Origin of the sequence: Lentzea sp. NPDC006480, from assembly GCF_040611995.1 — a bacterium.
In the GTDB taxonomy this organism is placed as follows: Bacteria; Actinomycetota; Actinomycetes; order Mycobacteriales; family Pseudonocardiaceae; genus Lentzea.
Map to the genome: position 1 here is coordinate 1 of NZ_JBEXPJ010000332.1, position 2,369 is coordinate 2,369.

At 71.4% G+C, this 2,369-nt stretch carries 3 protein-coding genes; all 3 read left to right on the forward strand.

The window, feature by feature from the left end:
* Nucleotides 1–140: 140 nt before the first annotated feature.
* The 3 genes from tsaB to tsaD are packed head-to-tail and all read left to right on the forward strand — an operon-like array spanning nucleotide 141 to nucleotide 2,324.
* Complete coding sequence (gene tsaB / locus ABZX92_RS45675; protein ID WP_355572397.1) at nucleotides 141–821, forward strand: tRNA (adenosine(37)-N6)-threonylcarbamoyltransferase complex dimerization subunit type 1 TsaB; 681 nt, start codon at nucleotides 141–143, stop codon at nucleotides 819–821.
* Nucleotides 818–1,276, forward strand: a complete 459-nt coding sequence (gene rimI, locus ABZX92_RS45680) for a ribosomal protein S18-alanine N-acetyltransferase (RefSeq protein WP_355572399.1) — start codon at nucleotides 818–820, stop codon at nucleotides 1,274–1,276. The genes tsaB and rimI overlap by 4 nt, the downstream gene beginning before the upstream one ends.
* On the forward strand, nucleotides 1,269–2,324 hold the full coding sequence (gene tsaD, locus ABZX92_RS45685; RefSeq protein WP_355572401.1) for a tRNA (adenosine(37)-N6)-threonylcarbamoyltransferase complex transferase subunit TsaD: 1,056 nt from the start codon (nucleotides 1,269–1,271) through the stop codon (nucleotides 2,322–2,324). Before rimI ends, tsaD begins: the two co-directional genes overlap by 8 nt.
* Nucleotides 2,325–2,369: the final 45 nt, after the last annotated feature.

Consider the following 2,369-nt stretch of genomic DNA (forward strand, 5'->3'; position numbering starts at 1 on the left):
ACCCCTCCGCTCTTCCTATCTGCGAGGTGTTGGTCGTGTTGTGGTTAATCCGGCCACCGCTTCTGCCCGAATCGCCTTCGGCGGTTGACCAGAAGAGGCGGCCGGATGACCGACACGACCTCGTACTACTCTGGACAATCGTGCTAGTGCTCGCCGTCGACACGGCCACCCCCGCAGTCACCGCCGGTGTGGTCGAACTCGCGCCAGACTCCCCGCCGCGCCTGCTCGCGAAGCGGGTGACGCTCAACGCCAAGGCGCACGGCGAGCTGCTCACCCCGCACATCAGCGACTCGCTCGAAGAAGCCGGCAAGACCTACGCCGACCTCGACGCCATCGTCGTCGGCGCGGGCCCGGGCCCCTTCACCGGCCTGCGGGTCGGCCTCGCCACCGCCGCCGCGCTCGGCCAGGCGCTCAACCGCCCGGTCTACCCGGTCGCCACCACGGACGCGATCGCCAAGGACGCCGCCAGCGGCCACCCGCTGCTCGTCGCGACCGACGCGCGCCGCAAGGAGGTCTACTGGGCCGCGTACGACGCCGCCGGCCGCCGCACCGACGGCCCGCACGTCGAGCGCCCCCAAGACCTCGCCGAGAAGCTGCCGAAGCTGGGCGTGCACCACGCCACCGGTGAGGGCGCCGAGATCTACCAGGAGATCCTGGGTCTCGACCTCCTGAGCGTGCAGCATCCGAGCCCTGAGGGCCTGGTCGCCGCCGCGGCCGCCGAGGTGCTCGCGAAGGCCCGCCCGGCCGCGCTCACCCCGCTCTACCTGCGCCGCCCGGACGCGGTCGAGCCCACCGGGCGCAAGCGGGTGACCAGGGCATGACCACCGGCACCGTCACGTTCGGGCCGTTGCAGCACGCCGACGTGCCCAGGTGTCACGAGATCGAGCTGGCGTTGTTCCCCGGCGAGGACCCGTGGAGCGAGAACGCGTTCCACAGCGAGCTGAACAACGGCCACTACTACCTCGGCGCCTACGCGGACGACGAGCTCATCGGCTACGCGGGGCTCGCCGCCAGCCCGTACGAGGCCAGCGTGCACACGATCGCGGTGGTCAAGCACTGGCAGGGCAGGGGCATCGGCAAGAAGCTCCTGCGAGACCTCCTCGCCCGCGTGGACGAGATCGGCGTCCCGGTGTACCTCGAAGTCCGCACGGACAACGAGCCCGCGATCGCCCTGTACCTGGCGCACGGCTTCGAGCACCTCGGCGTGCGCCGCCGCTACTACCAGCCGTCGGGTGCCGACGCGTACACGATGGGAAGGCCTGCTCAAAGTGTCTGACCGGTTGATTCTCGGCATCGAGAGCTCGTGCGACGAGACGGGCTTCGGCATCGTCCGGCTCGGTCCGGACGGCTCGCTCGAACTGCTCGCCGACGAGGTCGCGTCGTCCGTCGAGGAGCACGCCCGCTTCGGCGGCGTCGTGCCGGAGGTCGCCTCCCGCGCGCACCTCGAAGCGCTGGTCCCGACCATGCGCCGCGCGCTCGACGCGTCCGGTGTCGAGCTCTCCCAGATCCACTCGATCGCCGTCACCGCGGGTCCTGGCCTCGCGGGTGCGCTGCTCGTCGGCGTCTCGGCTGCCAAGGCGTACGCCGCCGCGCTCGGCAAGCCGCTCTACGGCGTGAACCACCTCGCGGGCCACGTCGCCGCGGACACGTTGCAGCACGGCCCGTTGCCGGAGCGCTGCCTCGCCCTGCTGGTCTCCGGTGGCCACTCGCAGCTGCTGCTGATCGAGGGCGGCCTGGCGAACTCGATCACCGAGATCGGGTCCACCGTGGACGACGCGGCCGGCGAGGCGTACGACAAGGTCGCCCGGCTGCTCGACCTGCCGTACCCCGGTGGCCCGCCCATCGACAAGCTCGCCAAGCAGGGCAACGGGTGCGCGATCGCGTTCCCGCGCGGCCTCACCGGTCCGCGCGACGCGAAGTACGACTTCTCGTTCTCCGGCCTGAAGACCTCGGTCGCCCGCTGGGTCGAGCGCGCCGAGCAGGCCGGCGAGGAGATCCCGCTGGCCGACGTCGCCGCGTCGTTCCAGGAGGCCGTCGCGGACGTGCTGACCGCCAAGGCGATCCGGGCCGCGAAGGACCTCAAGGTCGACACCCTGGTGATCTCCGGTGGTGTCGCGGCGAACTCGCGCCTGAGCGGTCTCGCCGCCGAGCGCTGTGCCGAGAACGGCATCGAACTGCGCGTGCCGCGGCCGCGGCTGTGCACCGACAACGGCGCGATGATCGCGGCGCTCGGCGCCCACCTGGTTCACGCGGGCGCCAAGCCGTCCTCCATGGACATCAGCACAACCCCGGGCCTTCCAGTAGGAACCGTGCAGATCCTCTGATTCGCCGGAAGTCACGCGGGGGCCCCGCGTTCCCCACAGGGAAAC